11 protein-coding genes are annotated in these 21,535 nt (G+C 33.5%); 6 read left to right on the plus strand and 5 right to left on the minus strand.

Annotation, left to right across the window (positions count from 1 at the left end; translation table 11 throughout):
* Window positions 1-54: 54 nt before the first annotated feature.
* The 3 genes from GKZ86_RS02410 to GKZ86_RS02420 all read right to left on the minus strand — a co-directional run bounded on the left by GKZ86_RS02410 (window position 55) and on the right by GKZ86_RS02420 (window position 6,408).
* Window positions 55-1,518, minus strand: coding sequence for a glycoside hydrolase family 30 beta sandwich domain-containing protein (locus GKZ86_RS02410; RefSeq protein WP_154781522.1), 1,464 nt, complete (start codon window positions 1,516-1,518; stop codon window positions 55-57).
* Window positions 1,519-1,728: 210 nt separating this feature from the next.
* Window positions 1,729-3,261 (minus strand): RagB/SusD family nutrient uptake outer membrane protein, encoded by a 1,533-nt coding sequence (locus tag GKZ86_RS02415; protein WP_154781523.1) that lies wholly within the window; start codon window positions 3,259-3,261, stop codon window positions 1,729-1,731.
* An 18-nt stretch (window positions 3,262-3,279) separates the two neighbouring features.
* A complete protein-coding gene (locus GKZ86_RS02420; RefSeq protein WP_154781524.1) occupies window positions 3,280-6,408 on the minus strand; it encodes a TonB-dependent receptor in 3,129 nt (1,042 codons plus the stop codon).
* A gap of 344 nt (window positions 6,409-6,752) precedes the next feature.
* Between GKZ86_RS02420 and GKZ86_RS02425 the strand changes: the two genes are divergently transcribed.
* Entirely contained in the window at window positions 6,753-9,632 is a 2,880-nt protein-coding gene (locus GKZ86_RS02425) for a triple tyrosine motif-containing protein (RefSeq protein ID WP_154781525.1), read from the plus strand.
* A 58-nt stretch (window positions 9,633-9,690) separates the two neighbouring features.
* On the opposite strand, the gene murF is transcribed toward GKZ86_RS02425, so the two are convergent.
* Both murF and gldJ read right to left on the minus strand, forming a co-directional pair.
* A complete protein-coding gene (gene murF, locus GKZ86_RS02430; protein ID WP_154781526.1) occupies window positions 9,691-10,974 on the minus strand; it encodes a UDP-N-acetylmuramoyl-tripeptide--D-alanyl-D-alanine ligase in 1,284 nt (427 codons plus the stop codon).
* 116 nt (window positions 10,975-11,090) lie between these two features.
* A complete protein-coding gene (gene gldJ / locus GKZ86_RS02435; RefSeq protein WP_154781527.1) occupies window positions 11,091-12,776 on the minus strand; it encodes a gliding motility lipoprotein GldJ in 1,686 nt (561 codons plus the stop codon).
* Window positions 12,777-12,989: 213 nt separating this feature from the next.
* Between gldJ and porU the strand changes: the two genes are divergently transcribed.
* The 5 genes from porU to GKZ86_RS02460 all read left to right on the plus strand — a co-directional run bounded on the left by porU (window position 12,990) and on the right by GKZ86_RS02460 (window position 21,441).
* A complete protein-coding gene (gene porU, locus GKZ86_RS02440) occupies window positions 12,990-16,826 on the plus strand; it encodes a type IX secretion system sortase PorU (protein ID WP_154781528.1) in 3,837 nt (1,278 codons plus the stop codon).
* A gap of 41 nt (window positions 16,827-16,867) precedes the next feature.
* Window positions 16,868-18,076, plus strand: a complete 1,209-nt coding sequence (porV, locus tag GKZ86_RS02445) for a type IX secretion system outer membrane channel protein PorV (protein WP_154781529.1) — start codon at window positions 16,868-16,870, stop codon at window positions 18,074-18,076.
* 76 nt (window positions 18,077-18,152) lie between these two features.
* Window positions 18,153-18,635, plus strand: a complete 483-nt coding sequence (gene cdd, locus GKZ86_RS02450; protein ID WP_154781530.1) for a cytidine deaminase — start codon at window positions 18,153-18,155, stop codon at window positions 18,633-18,635.
* 157 nt (window positions 18,636-18,792) lie between these two features.
* On the plus strand, window positions 18,793-19,791 hold the full coding sequence (gene pdhA / locus GKZ86_RS02455; protein ID WP_026983801.1) for a pyruvate dehydrogenase (acetyl-transferring) E1 component subunit alpha: 999 nt from the start codon (window positions 18,793-18,795) through the stop codon (window positions 19,789-19,791).
* A gap of 6 nt (window positions 19,792-19,797) precedes the next feature.
* Window positions 19,798-21,441 (plus strand): pyruvate dehydrogenase complex dihydrolipoamide acetyltransferase, encoded by a 1,644-nt coding sequence (locus GKZ86_RS02460; RefSeq protein ID WP_154781531.1) that lies wholly within the window; start codon window positions 19,798-19,800, stop codon window positions 21,439-21,441.
* The last annotated feature ends 94 nt before the right edge of the window (window positions 21,442-21,535 follow it).

Here is a 21,535-nt window from a genome sequence, read left to right on the forward strand (position 1 = left end):
TATTTAATTATCAGATCTCAACAATGAAGAGATCAAAAAGTTTATTTTAAAAGATTAATAAACCAGCGTTTGTATTGCGTGTGCCGGAATTTTAACAATCGTTTTTTCTGTTTCAATAATAAAATTGTATGTAATTTCATTATCGGTGTGATTCATTACAATTGTTGCCATTTTACCATCTGTATTTAAAAATGAAGTGCTTAATAAATAACTTCTACTTACTGAAGTGGCAATACGCTGCGCATTTGGACGAATGAATTTTGAAAAATGACCTATGTAATAATAAGACGGTGTATAAATTAACTGACCTGTATTTGTATCGGCATGAATAGGCGCAAAACAGAAATTTCCAACATGATTTGGCCCACCTCGTTCGTCAAGAAGAATATTCCAATCTGTCCAGGCTACGGTTCCGTTATTAAAATCATTAATCATTGATGTCCCATATCTTTCGGCATTTGGCCAAAACTGATATTTTGTATCATCAAATCTTTCAATACATCCTTCGGTAAACATTAATTTTTTATCCGGATATGCTTCATGAACTCTTGCAACATTGTCGAACATTGGCTGAGCGCCAGTCCAGGTTTCATACCAGTGAAAACCCATTCCCCAAACATACTTTGATGCTTCAGGATCTGAGAAAATAACGTTGGCCCTTTGTACCATTAAATCACGGTTATGATCCCATGCAATAATTTTAACATCGCCTAAACCTTCTTTTTTTAATGTTGGCCCAAGGTAGTTTTTTAGAAAATCTCTTTCCTCGTCAGCGGTATACAAACAAGATTCCCAGGTTTGAGTTGCCATTGGTTCATTTTGTACCGATGTTCCCCAAATTGGAATTCCTTCTTTGTTATATGCCTTTATGAATTTTGTATAAAAATTAGCCCAAGGCTGAAAGTATTCCGGTAATAATTTTCCACCCTTTAAAACATCTTTATTACTTTTCATAAAAGCGTTTGGAGACCAAGGTGTGGCGTATGTAGTTAATTTTCCGCCAGCTGTTTTTATGGCATCTTTAATTAGTGGAATTCGATATTTTCTATCGTGATCAATAGAGAAAGTTTTCAAATCTTTATCTCCTTCTTCGATGTAAGAATAGCTTCCACTGCTAAAATCAGAACTTTGAATTGTTGTTCTTAGCAATGAATATCCAATTCCTTTTTGGGTATCGTAGTAAGCATTTAAAAATTCCTGTTGTTTTTCTTTTGATAACTTGGCGAAAATTTCTGCACTTGCATCGGTAATAGCACCTCCAATTCCCATAAAAGTTTGAAATCTTTTAGAAGGTTCTACAAAAACAGATATTTCTGTTTCAATAGGTTGTTTTGATGCTGTAAAACTTAAATTATCTGTAGGGGTTAACCTTAATTTTGTATTATCTGCAGTAGTATATACTGTGATTTTTTTGTTGGTTGTTGTAAATTTTTGTTGCTGTTGTTTTTGGTTTTTCTGTTGTGGAAAAACAGATAAAGAAAAACATAAACAAGTAATAATTAAGCTGATTTTTTTCATTGAGTATGTTTTAATAATTGAAGACTTTAATGAAGTTTCTTAGTCAAACTCATATCCGTCCTGATTTAAAAATAGCCCATACTCATATTGATTATGGGCTATTTACAACCAAACTTAAACTTAATTTTAAACTAACATAATAGTTGAGATTGTTCTAAGAAAAAGCTGTAAAAACAGCTTTTTCTATATCAATTCTCAATATTAATATTATTAATTATATCCTGGATTTTGAACCATTTTAGTGTTGTTGAATTCAGTATTCGGAATTGGGAAAACTTCATTTTTACCAGCTTTAAATCCTTTAAAAGCAAGGTTAGCAGCTGCCTGACCTGTTCTTACTAAGTCAAACCAACGGTGTCCTTCTCCTGCAAGTTCTAATCTTCTTTCATTTAAAATAGCAGCAATAGAAACTGGTACAGATGGTACACCTGCTCTTGCTCTAACAGCATCTAAAAGTGCCTGAGCTCTTGCTCCTGTACCTCCTAAAGCTTCTGCTTCTAGTAAATAAGTATCTGCTAAACGAATAACATAAGCGTTTACTCCAAAATTCAAGAAAGGGTTAGAAGCTTTAATATCAGCATTAACGGCTGCATATTTAATAAAGTGATATCCTGTTTCCTGATAACTGTCTGTATAAGTTATACGACCATTTGGGTCATCATTATTAACACCTCTTAAAGCGCCTGCATCAAAAATAGTAGAAGCATAACGAGGATCTCCCTGTAAAGCAGCTTGTAATTGTGGCGTAACTACCATGAAGCCCCAACCGTTAATATAATCCGGTAGATTTGCTCCTAAAGGTTTTCTAGAGTAACCTCTAATACCACTTAACTGAGCAACAAGGTTTCCTTCATCATCACCTCTTTCATAATTACCCCAGTCAGCGTTAGATTTGTCTGAGTAGCTAATTTCTAAGATAGATTCTGAATTAAATTTGTTTAGATGATTCCATAAATCTGCAAAATTAGGCATCAATTTATAACCATAAATACTAGCTCCTAAAGTAGCTCCGTTTACTTTTGCTAATTGTGCAGCAGCTTCCGGTTTTTTGTTATCGTATAAATATACTTTTCCTAAAAGTGCTGTTGCAGCTCCCTGACTCAATCTTCCTGATTCATTTGATGGGATAGTTATTGGTAAACCTGGAATTGCTTCGTTTAAATCTTTTTCGATTTGAGCATAAACATCTTCCGGTTTTGCTTGTACAATAGTATTAATTTCCGATTGAGTAACTGGCGCTAAAATCAAAGGAACATTTTTAAACATTCTAACAAGATCAAAGTAGTAATATGCACGCAATGCTTTTACTTCTGCCATGTATCTTGCTTTTTTAGCTTCATCCATAGGAATTCCAGGAAGTTTTACAACCATGATATTACATCTGGCAACACCTTTGTAATAATCTGCCCATATTTGTGGCTTAATATTACCCGGACTGATTGTGTAGTTTGAAGCAACCTGAAGTCCAGCCTGATCATCTGCACCACCACCACCTGCATAAAAATCATCAGATGCAGAATTCAGGAATAATAACGGTCCTGTTTCCATTGCTCCTGCATATTTTCCTAATTTATCATAGGCTGCTACAAGTCCTGAATAGGCCTCTTTATCGTTTCGGTAAAAATTATCTTCAAGTACTACTCCATCTCCTTTTACCTCTAATTTTTCATCGGTATCGCACGCCCCAAGTGTAAGTAGCACTCCAAAGGCGATTAATGACTGTTTAAAACTTATAAGTTTCATAATATTTTATTTTTTTAATTAAAATTGCAAATTAACTCCTAACATGTATGATTTTGCCTGAGGATAATACCCTCTGTCAACACCTTGCACATTATTTGCACCAGCTGTCGTAGGTCCTCCAATTTCAGGATCAAAACCAGTGTATTTTGTAATTGTCCATAAATTTTCTCCAGTTACATACAATCTCACTTTTTGCAATGAAATGCTTTCTATCCATTCTTTTGGAAATGAATATCCAAGCTGAATTGTTTTAAATCTAAAGAAATCTCCTTTTTGCAACTGAAAATCAGATGGGTTACTAAAGTTTTTGTTTGTGTCTTGTGTAGTAACTCTTGGATAACTGTTTGTTGATCCCGGTCCTGTCCAACGACCTAAAACTTCTGTTTGATAGTTTGCGTTTGTAATATCAAGTCTTCTTAATCCTTGGTAAATCATGTTTCCACCTGCACCTTGACCAAAAACTAACATGTCAAATCCTTTGTAGTCTAAGTTTAATGTTAAACCATAAGTGAATTTAGGTAATGAAGTTCCTAAGAAAGTTCTGTCATTAGATCCAATTACACCATCTCCGTCTAAGTCTTGCCAACGGAAATCTCCCGGTTTAGCATTTGGCTGAATTACTACACCTGCAGCATTTTTATAGTTGTCTACATCTGCCTGAGTTTGGAAAATACCATTTGTTTTAAATCCGTAGAATGAGTTATAAGCCTGACCTACTTGTGTTCTGTTGATTTCGTAAGCAGTAGATTGTACTGTTTCGTCTCCAACTACGTAATTAACTCCTTGAGAAATGTAAGTAATCTCATTTTTGATATAAGAGAAGTTTCCATTAACTGAAAGATTTAATGCTCCAATTTTTTTACGGTATCCTAATTCAATATCAATACCTTTATTTTGCATGTCTGCTAAGTTAGCATACGTATCTCCTGTTGCTCCAACATATCCAGGAACTGGTACTTTCATCAAGATACCATCTGTTTTTTTGTTGAATAAATCCACACTTAAATTAAAGTCATGAAAAAGTGTAGTTTCAAAACCAATATTAAGTTGTTTTGTTTCTTCCCATTTTAAATCCGGGTTAGGAATTGCATTTGGACTTTGTCCTGTATTTACTACCCCACCGATAGTATAATTTCTTTGAATTCCGATAGTTGAAAGATATAAGAAATCAGGAGATGAATCGTTACCAGTTACACCGTAACCTCCTCTAATTTTTAAATTATTAACAACTTCATTTTCTTTCCAGAAACCTTCTTTAGAAGGTACCCAACCTAAAGATACAGAAGGGAAAGTTCCGTATTTATGATTTGGACCAAAACGAGTAGAACCATCACGACGAAGAATACCAGTAAAAATATATTTCTCTTTGTAATCGTAGTTTAATCTTGAAAATAAAGACTCAACTCTATGCTCTACAGCTTGTGAATTATATGCATTAGCTAGTTTATCAGCGATTGGAATATCAACATTAAAAGAAGCTTCATCATGTGTAGTTGCCGGAACACCTTGGTAAGTAATATCATTACCAGATGTAATGTTATCTACATAAGTTCCTTTTCCTAATAAGATACCAAAATGGTGATCACCAATTTTTTTATCATAATTTAAAGTGTTCTCCCAGTTCCAGCTAAAACTTTTTTGATATGATCTGAAAAGTTCATTTTTATTTTTGCTGGTAGCACCATTCAGGTAATAAACCGGAGTAAAGTTATCTGAACCAAAATAAGCTAATTTTGCACCTGCAGCAGATTTAAATTTTAAACCTGGCAAAAATTCAATTTCAGCAAAAATATTTCCCACAAAATTATCAGCAAAATTATTATTGCCTAATCTTGTTTGTGTATATGCCAATGGGTTTGAAGTTTCCTGAGTAACAATGTTAGAAATTCCGTAGTAATTTCCATTTGCATCTTTAAGTGCGTTTGGATTTGCATAGTCTGGATTTCCTCCTACTGCACTTGGGCTTACTAACACAGGTGTTAAAGGGTCTAAGTTAACCGCTGACGATAAAGGTCCTCCAAACTCATCATTTGTATTACCAAAACCAAGCGTTTTTTCGTTAGAATATCCTAAAGTTTGACCAAGTTTAATATACTTACCAATTTTATGGTTAGAGTTTAAACGGATATTTTTTCTTGTGTAATTAGAGATATCACTAGTTACAATACCTTCCTGATCTGAAATACCAAAAGACATGTAGAATGTAGAAGTATCATTACCACCACTAAAACTTAGCTCATGAGAAGTACGTTGTGCATGATCGTTAAAAATAACATCTTGCCAGTTTGTTCCATTTCCAATACCTGCAGGAACACTAAATCTAGTTGCTGTTCCTCCATTTACGTTAGCTTCATTTTGAATCGTTACGTATTGTTGAGCATCTAATAAATCTAATTTTTTTGCAGCTTTAGAAGTTCCTGCAAAACCTGTATAGTTTACTGAGATTTTACCAGCTTTACCTTTTTTAGTAGTTACAAGAATAACCCCCGCAGCAGCACGAGAACCGTAGATTGCACCAGAAGCACCATCTTTTAATACCTCGATAGATTCGATATCAGATTGATTTAGGTAACCAATTCCTCCATTATCTACAATTACACCATCAACTACCCATAAAGGATCGTTGTTGTTTAAAGTAGTAAAACCACGAATACGAATTGTAGAAGCAGATCCTGGCTGACCAGCGTTTGCAGCAATAGAAACTCCGGAAACTCTACCTTGTAAAGCTTGCTCTACTCTTGTAATTGGTAAACTTTCTAAATCTTTTGCTTTAACACTAGAAATTGATCCTGTTACGACACTTTTCTTTTGTGTACCGTATCCTACTACTACAACCTCATTTAAGTTTTGAGATTCCGGACGTAATTTAATATCAAGTTTAGTTCTTCCGTTTACAGCTTCCTGTACTGTAACATAACCTACAAAACTAACTGTCAATGTTCCATTAGTAGGAACGCTAATTTGGAATTTACCATCAAAGTCAGAAGCAGTTGCTTTGTTTGTTCCTTTTACTAAGATAGTTGCCCCTGGGACGGGTAATCCACTTTCATCATTAATAGTTCCACTTACCGTAACATCCTGCGCCATTGCGATAACTGAAAACAATAGAGATGAAATACAAAAAATAAGTAATTTTGTTAATTTCATTTTTCTAAAAATTTTGGTTAATTAATTAGTAATTCGATGCAATAATAAAGTTAAATTTTTACTATTTATAATTAAATTTCATTACAAAAACACATCAAACTAAATTTTAATACATTACAAAAACACATCATTTTTTTTATAAATATTTGATTTTTAAATAAATAAGTAAAAATTATTAGATGTTATTAAAATGTTAATTATAAAAATAAACACTACATTTATGAAAAATCAATTATTTTCGCTTTTATTCAAAAATATGTTGCAAAATCCCTGATACACAACTGCGAAATCTAATTTTAAATCAATATATAAAACATTACTCATAAAAATAGATACTAAAAATTATGAAATTCATAAATTCATTATTAATAACAATAGTAGTTTTTATCTTACATAATCAGATTTTTGCGCAAGTAAAAAGCATCGGTTTACCTGATGTAAAGAACTATAAAAGGACAGAATATAAAGGTGGGACTCAAAATTGGAATATTGATCAGGATAAAAAAGGAAATATCTACTTTGCAAACAACAGTGGATTAATTCAGTTTGACGGTTCTACCTGGCATAAATATTCCCTACCAAACGGAACTGCAATACGAAGTTTAAAAATCGATTCTACGGGAAAAATATTTGTGGGAGGAAATGATGAATTTGGTTATTTTGAAAGTAACGAAAAAGGTGTTCTAAAATATTACTCTCTTTCTAAATTAATCGATAAAAAAGCCAATAAAAATATCAATCTAATCTGGAGGATACATATATATAAAGGAGAGATCATTTTTCAGTCTTTTACTAAGGTGTTTTTCTACAAAAACAATAAACTGCGATTTATAGATGCTCCCAATAAATTTCAATTTTCTTTTCTTGTAAATAAGAAGCTTTATTTTCAAGATAAAGTTTTAGGAATTTTAGAATACAAAAACGGAAAATTAATTCCGCTTAAAGGCTCAACGGTTTTTAATGATAAAGAAATCTGGTCTGTATTTCCTTTACCAAATAACCGATTACTTTTAGCAACATTAGAAAAAGGGCTTTTTGTTACTGATGGAAATTCTGTAAAACCATGGGAAACGGAAGCCAATGACTTCATCAAAAAAAATACATCATTAGGAGGATCTATTATTAAAAATAAATTCATCGTCCTTAATTCTGTCCTAAACGGTTTTATAGTTTGCGATTTAAACGGAAAAATAATTCAGCATTTAAATCGCCAAAAAGGGCTTCAGAATAATACCATTTTAACTTCATTTGTTGACAATAAGAATAATCTTTGGTTGGGATTGGATAACGGAATCACGTTTGTAAATGAGAATTCGCCTTTTACTTTTTTCGATTACAGTTATAATATCGGAACGGTTTATTCTTCAATAGTATATAATGGAAATTTATATGTTGCTACAAATCAGGGGTTATTTTATCATCCATGGACAAAACCTTTTAAAGACGAACCTTTTACCCGGGTTGAAGGTACAATTGCGCAGGCATGGAACGTTCAGGTAATCAACAACACATTATTATGCGCCAGTAATAGTGGTGCATTAGTTATTAATCAAAACAAGGTTTCGAAAGTATTAGATACAAAAGGATATTTTGGATTTAAAGCTATTCCTAATCATGAAAATTATATTATCGGAGAAAGCTATAATGGATTTTCAATTTTCAAGAAAAGTCCGAATGGAATAGAATATGTTAATCAGGTTGAAGGATTTGATCAAACAACAAATACATTTGAAATAGAACTGGATGAAAACTATTTATGGTTAAAAAAGGATCCTTATTTATATCAAATGGTACTTTCTGATGATCTCAAAAGATTTGATTACATAAAAAAACATACTCAGATTTCAACAGAATACAAAGGCATTGAAAGCATACAGTTCTTAAATAAGAAAATATATTTTCAGGTAAAAAATCATTTTTACAGGTTTTCCAAAGAGCAGGAATCATTTTTTGAGGATAAAAAAATCTCTCAATTATTTAAAGACATCCCTCCTATAAATACTTTAATTGAGGATTCTCGCGGAAATCTTTGGTATTCTTATAATGAATCATTAGGTGTATTAACGAAAACCAAAAACGGGCAATTCATAAAAAAACAAGCTCCATTTTCAAATCTTACAGGAAACTTGGTAAACAATTATATTTCTGTAAATACAGTAGATCCTGATGATATTTTTATTGGTTTAACTGATGGTTTAACACATTATGATTCGCAAATCCCGAATACATTTATAACTAAGCCAAAAGCGTTTATTGAAAGCTTCTCTTCTCCTGAAGATACAATTTTGATTGGTAATTTGAACAAAACAGAAATAGAGTTCGATTTGCCTTACAGTTCAAATCACGTAAAATTTACTTTTTCATCTCCAACCTATGAAAATCAGGAAAATCTGCTTTACTCTTATAAATTAGAACCTTTTGATGATAATTGGAGAAATTGGTCGACTGTTGCTATAAAAGAATACACCAATTTAAGAGAAGGCAATTATAGAATGAAAATAAGGGCTAAAAATAGTTATGGAGTGATATCTGATGTTAGCGAGGTAAATTTTACTATTTCGCCTCCATGGTATCGACATTTTCTGGCGTATCTATTTTATTTTATTCTTGTTTTGGGAGGAATTTATACGATTTCGAGCAGAATTCAGTCAAAAATCAGAAAGAATAAATATTACGAAACAATAGAACAACGCAGGTTATATCTTGAGAAAGAGTCTAAAATAAGACATGAACAACATGAACTTGAGAAAGAAATTGAAAAACTTAAAAGCGATAAACTTCAGATAAAAATTCTCGCAAAAGACAAAGAGTTGGTAAACAATTCTCTTCAGGTTGTAAAGAAAAATAAAGTATTAAATGGAATCATTCATAAACTAAAAGATATTGATACTAATATATTAGATGACTCTACCAAATTTGAATTCAACAAGTTACACAAAAGTATTGTAAAGGAAGTTAACACAGACAAAAGCTGGAAAGACTTAGAGAAACACATCAAAAATGTGCATTTTGAGTTCTTAAAACGATTAAAAGAAAAATACCCAACTATTTCTCCTCGTGAACTCGATTTGTCGACTTATTTATTGATGAATATGTCTACTAAAGAAATAGCCGAAATCATGAATATTTCCAGCGGAGGCGTTGAACTTGCCAGATACCGCTTAAGAAAAAAACTGGACCTAAATAAAAAAGAAAACCTAATTGGATTTTTAATGAGTATTTAACCAAACGAAAAAAGCCATTCGCAAAACAACGAATGGCTTTTTTTATGATTTATAAAGATTAAATGTAATCGAGACTTCTCTCTAATGCCATTCCTCTTGAACCTTTAATTAGAATTGTATTATTGTCGAATGTTTTCGTTTTAAGAAACGCTGCAAAAGCATCAAAAGTTTCAAAAAACAAAACATTTTCATTCGAAACTTTATGTTCATAAAATGCTTTTCCAATCAAATAACAAACTGACTTATATTGATTTAATACTGAATCAACAATGATTTTATGCTCAGACTGACTTTCATCTCCTAACTCAAACATATCACCTAGAATCATTACTTTATTGCTATTGTCTAATTGTATGAAATTAGCAATTGCAACAGCCATACTACTCGGATTAGCATTATAAGCATCCAAAATAATTTGATTCGTTCCTTTGTTTAAAAGTTGTGATCTGTTATTATCCGGAACATAACTCTCTATTGCTGATTTTATGTCATTGTTAGCAACTTTAAAATAAATTCCCATAGCAACAGCCACATTGATGTTATTCGCATTATATAGTCCAATTAAGTTAGACTTTACAGCGAAATCTTCATATACAATACTAACAAAAGGATTGGCTTCAATATTGCTTATTTTTATATCGGCCTGCTCTTTTTCAATTCCGAAGGTAAATGAATTTATAGATTTTGATTTTTCAATCTGAATTGGATCTTCAAGATTTACAAAGACTGTTTTGTCGTTTTTAGACAGATATTGATACATCTCACTTTTGCCTTCAATCACACCTTGAACACCTCCAAAACCTTCTAAGTGTGCTTTTCCAAAATTGGTAATATAACCATAATCCGGTTGTGCAATTTCACATAAAAATTCAATTTCTTTTTTATGATTAGCACCCATTTCAACAATTCCAATTTGAGTATCTTTTGTAAAAGACAATAATGTCAACGGAACTCCAATATGATTATTCAAATTTCCAACGGTAGCTTTTGTGGTAAACTTTTTCGCTAAAACAACATTAATAAGTTCTTTGGTTGTTGTCTTTCCATTACTTCCTGTCAGGGCAATAATAGGCAATTTTAAATAAGCTCTATGAAATTTAGCTAATTCCTGAAGCGTTTCTAAGCTATTTTCAACAAGAATGGTTCTGTTGTCTATAAAGTAAGATTCATTGTCTATAACAACAAATAAAGCACCTAAATCTAATGCTTGTTCAGCAAAAGTATTGGCATCAAACTTTTCTCCTTTAATGGCAAAAAAAATGGAATCTTTTTCAATTTTTCTCGTATCAATTGAAACAGATTTACATTGCAAAAACAAATTATGAATGTCCTGAATATTCATTTACAAATTTTTTTATTATGATAAAAATAGAAAAAAAAGAATAAAAAAATTCCAAATTCCATACTGAATATTCAGCTTTTGGAATTTGGAATCTTTTTATTGAAATTTTCTAAAACCTAGTTTCTAGGCGATTTTCTTCTTTCAGCTTTAGAACCTACTCTAGACATAGCACATCTAAATCCGATGTAATCTGTTGCCATATCCTGAGGGAAATATCTTCTTTGAGCCGGATCTAACCAATATGCTCTGTCTCTCCAAGAACCACCTTTGTAAACTCTAACTTTATCATCGATTAAAGTAGTACGTTTACTAGAGTTGTCATATTTTCTAGTCATCTTACCTAAACTATCAGTAGTGATGTTATGTTTAGGAGAGTTGTACATAGTCTGATCTGCTTTTGTTCCAGATTCAGAATCTCCAAAGTCAAAATATTTAGATGATTGTTTATCACCATCTCTATAGTTGATGTTGTCGCTTGTACTGAAATTTGTTCTTAAATATGTTTCATTTTCGTCAACTGGTACTTGAGCAATTTCTCCTGGAAGGTTTCTTGCAACAACTTTACCGTTACTTAAAGTATCATATTTGATATTGTCTTTAGTGATAATTTCAAGTTTACCGTCTTTACCAATTTTGTTTTTAGCATATTGATTTCCTCTATAGTAGTTAAAATCATTAGCTTCATTATCAATAATAGGTCTGTAAACGTCAGCTACCCATTCTGCAACGTTACCTGCCATATCGTATAATCCGAAATCATTTGCAGCGTAACTTTTTACTTGATTTGTAATATCAGCTCCATCATCAGACCAACCAGCAATTCCACCGTAATCACCGTTACCTTGCTTAAAGTTAGCCAATTGATCTCCTTTATTTTTACGCTTAGCTGAACGAGTATAATCTCCAGACCAAGGGTATTTCTTTTGTCCTTTATATATATTGTATTCTCTTTGTCCAACATCAGCAGCAGCAGCGTACTCCCATTCTGCTTCAGTAGGAAGTCTGTATTCTGGCAAGATAACTCCAGAAGAACGTTGTGCGTACACATTTTTCTCTTCTGCAACTGTACCATCTTTACCTTTTTTAGGTCTTCTTCCGTTTGGATTTTTCTTTAATACAATTTCTTCATTACCACCATAAGTAGTAGATGGAGAAGCTAAGTAAGCCTCAGTATTAAATAAACTTTCAGCACTAACATCAGATGTTTTAGCACCTTTTTTAAGGTATCCGTCTTTTTCTAAAACAGCTTCGTTTACACGGTCTGTTCTCCATTTACTAAATTCAACAGCTTGAATCCAATTAACACCAACTACAGGATAGTTAGCATAAGAAGGGTGTCTTAAATAATTATTAGTCATCGTTTCGTTATATCCTAAACGATTTCTCCATACCAAAGTATCAGGAGATGCTCCTTCATAAATATTTTTGTAATTTTCTTCTGTTGGAGGGAAAACTTTTTTAAGCCATTCCAGGTACTCTAAGTACATACCATTCGTAACTTCAGTTTCATCCATGTAGAATGATTGAACGTGTTGTTGAGTCGGCGTGTTATTCCAATCATGCATAACATCATCCTGTACTTTACCCATAGTAAATGTACCTCCTTCAACAAAAACTAAACCAGGACCAGCCTGTTGTTTTTTCCCTGCATTTCTAGCAGAAGTTCCATTCTGACTATCTACATCCCAACCTGTTGCTCTAGAAGCGTGGCTTGAACTCGATTTTTTGCTACAACTAGCCGTGCCCAACATCAATACCATTGACATCATTAATTGCAAGACTACAATTTTGTTTACTTTCATACTCATTCTTAGGTGATAAATTTAGGTGCTGCAATATAATAATTAACATTTAATTAGCAACATCTGTTCTAATAATTTTATTTAGCTGTTTTTTACCAGAAAATAACCTATAGTTACGAACGCAAAAATATACTTTTTATTATTTACTATAACATGAAATACTATATTTTTACTTACTAAAATAATTTAATTTTAATTTCGTTTTTTCATCCTATGAAACAAGCCATAATCCTATATATTTTTCTACTCCCAATCTTCTCATTTTCTCAGATAAATGGGAGCTTAACGCTAGATTGGCAAAGTAAAAAAGAGATGAGTTACGGCGACTTTAAAATCACGATTCCATACTTTACAGGAAACAGTTTTAGGTACGATACTACTAAAAAAAACATAACATTGCTCCTTAATCTGTCTGAATCCGGTTCTTCAAACGGCAATTCTGTCGTGCTAACTAATATTATTTACGAGTCAGTTTCAATTGCCGAATTAGGAGATTTAACACTCCAAAATATCCCGGACAAACCAAATGAAACGCTAAAAATCGCCTCAGCGAGAGATAAAAAACAAATTTTCCTTTCACTTTACCCAATTATAAGAGACGGAAATAGCTACAAACGCATCAGATCATTTTCATATTCTACAAATAATAATACTTCTAAAAATAGCGCTTCTTCGTCATTTCAAAAAGCCGCCCTTGTTTCAAATTCAGTCTTAGCTTCTGGTGACTGGTATCGTTTTTATGTCGAAAAATCAGGTGTTTATAGAATTTCAAAGTCTTTTTTGCAAAGTTTAGGATTCGATGCGGGAAAAGTTAACCCAAAAACAATTAAAATTTATGGAAACGGTGGAAGAATGCTTCCGCTTGCAAACAACATTTATTACCCCGAAGATTTAACAGAAAACAATATCCAGATTATAGGAGAAAGCGACGGTACATTTAATAATGAAGATTATATTCTTTTTTATGCCGAAGGAGTTGATAACTGGAATACAGAAAGCCAGACCAATTTAAATTTATACGACACAAAATCATACTATTATATAACGTCTGGCGGAAGCGACGGAAAAAGAATTCCTATTTTAAACCAGCCTACAGGCAGCACTACATTAGAACTAAACACGTTTGATGACTATCAATATCACGAAACTGACCTGACAAACATTGCACACGCAGGACGTCAATGGCTTGGAGAAGCTTTTGAAATTAACCAGGAACAAGAATTTGACTTTAATTTTCCTAATCTCGAAACTTCGGTTCCTGTAAAAATAGAATTAAATGCAGCCGCAGCCGCCTACACGCCGACTTCTTTTGCAGTTTCTTCAAACGGGCAAAATATTGGTACTATCTCTTTTAATGCAATAGTTGTAAATTCAGATACTAAATTTTACAACTCAGAACTTCCTTCAAATACTACTTTCACAGGTTCCGATAATATCAAAATAAAACTCACGTATAATAATAATGGTGTTCCTGGATCAAAAGGATACCTGGATTATATCAATTTAATTGCAAAAAGAAAACTTCTGGGAACCGGGAAACAATTTAAGTTTCAATATAATCTTGCAGGTTCAACTCCGGGAATTGTAAATTACACTATAGGAAATGCTTCAGCGATAAGTCAAGTTTGGGATATTACAGACCTATATAATGTATCGAAAATAGAAAACGCAAATTTAGCCACTTTTAGCTTCAAGGCATCTTTAGGAGAAATCAGAAAATATATTGCTATTGATGGCGGAGATTATTACACACCTTTAAAAGACAATCAACCCAAAGTAACAAATCAAAACTTAAAAGGAACTATTTTCAAAAACATTCAAAATACTTTTCAGGATATCGATTATGTTATTGTTGCGCCTAAATCGTTAGTTTCTCAAGCTGAAAAATTAGCAAGTTTCCATCGTACTTATTCTAATTTAAATGTAAAAGTAATTGCTTTAGAAAACATCTATCAGGAATTTTCTTCAGGCAAACAAGATATTGCGGCCATTAGAAATTGCATTAAATACATTTATGACAATGCTTCTTCTTCAGATAAAAAAATTAAATATTTGAATTTATTTGGAGATGCTTCTTTTGATTATAAAAACAGAATTACGAACAACACTAATATAGTACCTATATATCACTCCTTAAATAGTACGACTACCGGAGAATCATCTTTTGCATCTGACGATTTTTACGGACTTATGGATGCTGACGAAGGAAATGTCGTTTCTTTTTTTGGAGGAATTGACGTTGCAGTAGGAAGAATGCTTATTTCTGACAATGCTCAGGCAGAAGAAATGGTGAATAAGGTTTTAGAATATCATGACATAAAATCTTATGGAAACTGGAGAAACAATTACGTATTATTAAGTGATGATGCTGACCAAAGTTCTGATGCTTCCCTACAATCACGTCAAAATGCTTTGGCCGATGTCATTGCAACAGAAAAACCATTTTTTAACATTGATAAAATCCTTTTAGATTCTTATACTCAGGAAGCTTCTGCGGGAGGTTCAAGATATCCAAAAGCAAGAACCGATTTTTTTAATGCTTTCGAAAAAGGAGCTTTAGTCTTTAATTATTTAGGACATGGTGGTGAAGATGGTTTAGCGAGCGAACGAATTTGGGAAAAAGCAGATGGTCAAAATTTAAATAACCAATATAGATATCCTTTATTTATAACCATTACTTGTGAATTTTCGCGATTTGATGACCCAACAAGACCAACTGCAGGCGAATATACTTTTTGGAACCCGAAAGGCGGCGCAATCTCGATGCTTACAACCATTCGATCTATAGGTCAATTTAATGCTGAAAATTTTAATGACAGCCTTACTAAAAACCTGCTTTCTTATAATTCAAATCAATACACAACTATTGCAGAAGCGCTTCGTATTTCAAAAAATGAAAAACCAAGCTCTTCCAGTAACGTTGTCTTTTATATTGGAGACCCGGCCTTAATGCTGGCAATTCCAAAACCCCGAATCAATTTAACAAAAGTTAATGATGTTGCTATTTCCCAAACACTTCCCGATTTTAAATCTTTAGCAAAAATTAAAATTACAGGAGAAATTACAGATGAAAACAACACTATTTTAAGCAATTATAATGGTGAATTAGCAACTGCTATTTTCGACAAGTTAATTACAAGATCGACCTTAAATAATGATGGATATAGCCCTGCAATGTCATTTAAAACTCTTGGCGAGACAATATTTAGAGGAAATGCATCTGTAACCAACGGTCAATTTGAGTTTAGTTTTGTAGTTCCCAGAGATATAAGGATTCCTGTAGATAATGGAAGAATTAGTTTTTATTCGAAGAAAAACGGAAATTTAGAAAACCAATCGGGCTATAACAGTATTATAAAAATTGGTGGAATAAATGAAAATGCTCCTGTGGACAATATAAATCCAAAAGTGAAGTTATATATGAACGACGAAACTTTTGTTTCTGGTGGAATTACAAATAGTTCGCCTTTTTTATTGGCTTTTTTGGAGGATGAAAATGGAATAAATACAGCTAGCGGAATTGGTCATGATATTGTTGCGATTTTAGACGGAGATGTTAGTAATCCTTATATTTTAAACGATTATTATCAAACTAAATTAGATGATTATACTAATGGAAATGTACGTTTTCCATTAAGAAATTTAGCCGCAGGATTGCACACAATAAGTTTCACGGCCTGGGATGTTTATAATAATCCGGTGACAAGCGAAATACAATTTATAGTTGTTGGAGACGAGTCGTTGACACTTTCACATGTTCTTAATTATCCGAATCCGTTTTCGACCTATACACAATTTTGGTTTTCTCATAACAGACCTTATGAACCTTTAGAGGTTCAGGTCCAGGTTATGACTATAACAGGAAAAGTAGTTTGGACAAAAAATCAGGTTATTACTACCGAAGGATTTTTGTCACGTGAAATAACATGGGATGGAAAAGATGATTTCGGAGACCGCATAGGAAAAGGAGTTTATATTTACAAACTCACCGTTAAATCTAATTTAACAAATAAAAAAGCAGAAAAGTACGAAAAACTTGTCATATTATAATAATATATATATTTTTACCATAAAAAACCCTAAATCTATAAATGAAAAAAATATCTCTACTTTTAATTTGTTTATTAGTCATTTCATACGCAAAAGCCCAAGACATTACTCGTCCTATTACAACTGCAGTTCCATTTTTATTAGTCGCAGCAGACGCAAGAGCCGCTGGTTTGGCAGACCAGGGAGTAGCAACATCTACCGATGCTTATTCTCAACAATGGAATCCTGCAAAATATGCATTTGCAGTAGAAGCACAAGGTCTTTCTATAAGTTACACTCCTTATTTAACAGATTTAGCCAACGATATTTCACTTGGTCAGGTTACTTATTACAACAAAATAAATGAACGAAGTGCGTTTGCAACAAGTTTACGTTATTTTGGTTTTGGAGACATCGAGTTAAGAGCTACAGGAGACCCAAATGAAGTTCCAAGAATAGTTTCACCAAATGAATTTAGCTTAGACGGATCTTACTCTTTGAAATTGAGTGATAAATTCTCAATGGCAGTTGCTGCAAGATATATTCGTTCTAATTTAAAAATTGCTTCAGAAGAAGTTGATGCATCAGCCGCAAGCTCTTTTGCTGTAGATGTTGCCGGTTTTTATCAGTCTGACGAAATTGCCTACAGCGATTTTAATGGTAGATGGAGAGCAGGTTTTAATATTCAAAATTTAGGACCTAAAATCAGTTATGATAAAGATGATATCAGTTCCAACTTTTTACCTGCAAACTTAAGATTAGGTGGTGGTTTTGATTTTATTTTAGACGACTATAATAAAGTTGGTGTAAGTGTAGAATTTACTAAACTTTTAGTACCAACTCCTCCGGGACCTGGAACTCCTGTAGATGCTAACGGAGATGGAGATTATTTAGATGCGGGAGATACTACTCAGGAAGCAGCAGATGCTAAAGCTTATCAGGATTACAAAGATATTGGATGGACTTCAGGAATATTTAAATCTTTTGGAGATGCTCCGGGAGGTTTTAGCGAAGAGATAAAAGAAATTACTTATAGTGTAGGTGCAGAATATATGTATCAGGATTCATTTGCAGTAAGAGCAGGATATTTTCATGAAAGTCCGATGAAAGGTGCAAGACAATTTTTCTCTTTAGGCGCCGGCTTCAAATATAATGTAGTAAAAGTTGACGTTTCTTATCTATTCTCGTCATCAAAAGTTAAAAATCCACTGGAAAACACCCTTCGTTTTTCTTTAACCTTTAACTTTGGCGACAAATACGAAGTTTACTAAACAAAAAACATAAAAATATAATAACAATCCAAATTTCTGATTTTTAGAAATTTGGATTTTTTTTCCCATAAAAACAATGAAAGAGATAAGCGTTACATCATCATTTTTGGTATACGATTCGAAAGAACAACTGCCAAACGACGTTCAAAACCTAATGGAACAAGCGATTGAAATTCGCAAAAAAGCTTATGCACCTTATTCTCAATTTAGAGTTGGAGCAGCGTTACTTCTTGATAACGGAAAAATAGTTTTAGGATCAAATCAGGAAAATGCAGCTTATCCGTCGGGATTATGTGCAGAACGTGTTGCCATTTTTTACGCAGGAAGTGTTTATCCTGAAGCTAAAATCTTAAAAATGGCTATTACTGCCGCTTCAGACAACAACCAAACCAAAGCTCCAATTCCGCCGTGTGGTTCTTGCAGACAATCAATTGCAGAATATGAAATCAAGCAAGACACCCCTATAGAAATCTATTTTATGGGCGAAATTGGCGAAGTTTATAAATCAACATCCCTTAAAAATTTGCTTCCTTTTATGTTCGATAAAAAGTTCTTGTAAAAAAAAGCCAAAAAGTCTCTTTTAAATTTTAGTTCTTAAACGGAATGTCTTATTTTTGCATCCCGACCTTTCGGGCGCAAATTTGTGGGAGGAAACTATTTTGCGTTATAGGCAACAATTGATAACACAAACAACTTTAGCAAAAGAAAGAATTCAGATGAAAGAAGTTACAAAAGAAGTATATTTAAAGTGGTACGAAGACATGCTACTTTGGAGAAAGTTTGAAGACAAACTTGCAGCATTATACATTCAACAAAAAGTTAGAGGTTTTCTACACTTATATAATGGTCAGGAAGCCGTATTAGCAGGTGCTTTGCATGCTATGGACCTGACTAAAGATAAAATGATTACTGCTTACAGAAACCACGTACAACCAATTGGTATGGGAGTTGATCCTAGACGTGTAATGGCCGAATTATTAGGAAAAGCTACAGGAACTTCTAAAGGTATGGGAGGTTCTATGCACATTTTCTCTAAAGAACACCGTTTTTACGGAGGTCACGGAATTGTAGGTGGACAAATTCCTGTTGGAGCTGGTTTAGCTTTTGCAGATAAGTATTTTGAAACTGGCGGTGTTACTATGACCTATTTTGGTGATGGAGCTGCAAGACAAGGTTCATTACACGAAGCTTTTAACATGGCTATGTTATGGAAACTTCCGGTTGTATTTATCGTTGAAAACAACGGTTATGCAATGGGTACTTCTGTTGAAAGAACTGCAAACCACACTGATATCTGGAAACTTGGTTTAGGTTATGAAATGCCTTGCGGACCTGTTGACGGAATGAATCCTGTAAAAGTAGCTGAAGCAATGACAGAAGCTATTGATAGAGCTCGTCGTGGTGATGGACCAACTTTCCTTGAAATGAAAACGTACCGTTACAGAGGACACTCTATGTCTGATGCACAATTATACCGTTCTAAAGAAGAGGTTGAAGAGTACAAAAAAATTGACCCAATTACTCAGGTTTTAGATGTAATTATGGATCAAAAATATGCTACAGAAGAAGAAATTGAAGCAATTGACCAAAGAGTTAAAGACTTGGTTGAAGAATGTGTGAAATTCGCTGAAGAATCTCCATATCCTGAATTACAGCAATTATACGACGTAGTATACGCACAAGAAGATTACCCATTCACACCTCATAAACTATAATATATTATGGCGATAAAAGTAACAATGCCTCGTTTGAGCGATACTATGACGGAAGGAACGGTAGCGACTTGGTTAAAAAAAGTAGGCGACAAAATTAGCGAAGGAGATATCCTTGCTGAAATTGAAACAGATAAAGCAACAATGGAATTTGAGTCTTTCAACGAAGGAACTCTTTTACATATCGGAATTCAGGCTGGAGAAACTGCTCCGGTTGATTCATTATTAGCAATTATTGGAAACGAAGGAGAAGATATCTCAGCATTATTAGCTGGTGGTGATGCTCCTGCTGCTGCTTCCGAAGCTTCGGCACCAAAAGCTGACGCTCCTGCTGCAGAAGCTAAAACTGAAGCTGCTCCTGCAAAAGCTGCAACTGAATTACCAAAAGGTGTTGTAGTTGTAACTATGCCTCGTTTGAGCGATACAATGACTGAAGGAACTGTAGCTACATGGTTAAAAAAAGTAGGTGATGCTGTTGCTGAAGGCGACATTTTAGCTGAAATTGAAACTGACAAAGCTACTATGGAGTTTGAGTCATTCAATGCCGGAACATTATTATACATCGGAATTCAGGAAGGAAATACTGCACCTGTTGATAGTTTATTAGCTATTATCGGACCTGCAGGAACTGACATTGCTGGAATTGCTGACAATTATACTGCCGGAGGAACTGCAACTGCTCCTGCAACAGAAGAAAAAGCTGCTCCTGCTGCTGAAAAAGCAACTGAGACAGTAAACAATACTTCAGACGGAAGAATTTTAGCTTCACCATTAGCTAAAAAAATCGCTTCTGATAAAGGAATTCAATTAACTCAGGTTAAAGGTTCTGGAGAAAACGGACGTATCGTAAAAAGCGATATCGAAAACTTTACTCCATCTGCACAAGCACAACCTGCTGCAACTTCTGGTGCTAAACCACAAGAAACTGCTGCTGCACCTGCTGCACCAAAAGTATTTGTTCCTGCCGGAGAAGTTTTCACAGAAGAGATCAAAAACTCTCAAATGCGTAAAATTATCGCAAAACGTTTGGCAGAATCTTTATTCACTGCTCCGCACTACAACTTAGTGATCGAAGTAAGTATGGATGAAGCAATGCAGGCAAGAGCGACAATTAATACTGTTCCTGAAACAAAAGTTTCTTTCAACGATATGGTAATCAAAGCTTGTGCTTTAGCATTGAAAAAACACCCAAAAATTAACTCTCAGTGGAAAGAAGATGCTATCATCATCAACCACCACGTTAATATTGGTGTTGCTGTAGCTGTTGAAGACGGATTAGTAGTTCCTGTATTGAAATTTACAGACGCTATGAGTTTATCTCAAATTGGTGCTTCAGTAAGAGATTTAGCAGGAAGAGCTAAAAACAAAAAACTTGGACCACAAGAAATGGAAGGAAGTACTTTTACAGTATCTAACCTTGGAATGTTTGGTATTACTGAATTCAATTCAATTATCAACCAACCAAACTCTGCCATCCTTTCTGTAGGTGCAATTGTTGAGAAACCAGTCGTTAAAAACGGTCAGATTGTAGTTGGAAACACAATGATGTTATCATTAGCTTGTGACCACAGAACAATTGACGGTGCAACGGGAGCTCAATTTTTACAAACACTAAAACAATTCATCGAAAGCCCAGTTACAATGTTGGCATAAACTTGTCAACCTGAGCGCAGTCGAAGGTTTTGTATTTAAATCCCGTTTTGAGCAATCAGAACGGGATTTTTTATTTAATTTAGATTCTCAAATC

Source organism: Flavobacterium sp. LC2016-13, from assembly GCF_009707955.1.
Lineage (GTDB): Bacteria > Bacteroidota > Bacteroidia > Flavobacteriales > Flavobacteriaceae > Flavobacterium.

Coding starts and splice junctions, on each gene's coding strand:
- gldJ (WP_154781527.1), bottom strand. CDS start 12,776: ATGAAAGTAAACAAAATTGTAGTCTTGCAATTAATGATGTCAATGGTA.
- GKZ86_RS02425 (WP_154781525.1), top strand. CDS start 6,753: ATGAAATTCATAAATTCATTATTAATAACAATAGTAGTTTTTATCTTA.
- GKZ86_RS02420 (WP_154781524.1), bottom strand. CDS start 6,408: ATGAAATTAACAAAATTACTTATTTTTTGTATTTCATCTCTATTGTTT.
- porU (WP_154781528.1), top strand. CDS start 12,990: ATGAAACAAGCCATAATCCTATATATTTTTCTACTCCCAATCTTCTCA.
- porV (WP_154781529.1), top strand. CDS start 16,868: ATGAAAAAAATATCTCTACTTTTAATTTGTTTATTAGTCATTTCATAC.
- murF (WP_154781526.1), bottom strand. CDS start 10,974: ATGAATATTCAGGACATTCATAATTTGTTTTTGCAATGTAAATCTGTT.
- GKZ86_RS02415 (WP_154781523.1), bottom strand. CDS start 3,261: ATGAAACTTATAAGTTTTAAACAGTCATTAATCGCCTTTGGAGTGCTA.
- cdd (WP_154781530.1), top strand. CDS start 18,153: ATGAAAGAGATAAGCGTTACATCATCATTTTTGGTATACGATTCGAAA.
- pdhA (WP_026983801.1), top strand. CDS start 18,793: ATGAAAGAAGTTACAAAAGAAGTATATTTAAAGTGGTACGAAGACATG.
- GKZ86_RS02410 (WP_154781522.1), bottom strand. CDS start 1,518: ATGAAAAAAATCAGCTTAATTATTACTTGTTTATGTTTTTCTTTATCT.
- GKZ86_RS02460 (WP_154781531.1), top strand. CDS start 19,798: ATGGCGATAAAAGTAACAATGCCTCGTTTGAGCGATACTATGACGGAA.